The organism is Carboxylicivirga linearis (assembly GCF_018271995.1).
GTDB classification, from domain to species: Bacteria; Bacteroidota; Bacteroidia; order Bacteroidales; family Marinilabiliaceae; genus Carboxylicivirga; species Carboxylicivirga linearis.
Genome location: NZ_JAGUCO010000147.1, coordinates 1 through 452, shown reverse-complemented (window position 1 = coordinate 452; position 452 = coordinate 1). Strand labels below are relative to the sequence as shown.

General features: G+C 44.0%; 1 protein-coding gene. It reads right to left on the bottom strand.

Translation table 11 applies throughout. The annotated features are described in order from the left end of the window. The coding region (locus KEM10_RS25255) for a hypothetical protein (RefSeq protein ID WP_212221039.1) at positions 1–452 on the bottom strand (452 nt) is incomplete at both ends.

Here is a 452-nt window from a genome sequence, read left to right as displayed (position 1 = left end):
TCAAGCATTCCCAAAGCACCTTTGAGTTCCTCTGCTGATAACCCTAATAACTCTGCTGTTTTCGGACTGTTGGTAAGCAAGCGTGAACCGATACCTACCAATGCACCTGTGGCAACTCGTTTCATCACTTCATTGGGAGCATACCCGGCAAGACGACTTTCAAGGTCTGTTTTATCGGTTTTTAGTTCCCTGTTCTCGCTTTGGTAGCGGTCTTTCTCTGCACGTAGTTCTGCGTTCTCGTTTCGTAAACGCTCATACTTTTCTTCCAAAGTATTGTAGCGTGTCTCGAACTTAAAATCATCCAACTGCTTTTGGTAGCTGATTCGCTCCACCTCTTTGTTGTTGCCTGATAAGGCATTAAACACACCAAACAGACCGTCAAGCTTAGATTTTACAGCAGGGTTATCTCCTGAAAATAATCCTAACAAGGAATCCAGTTCTCCCAATCCATT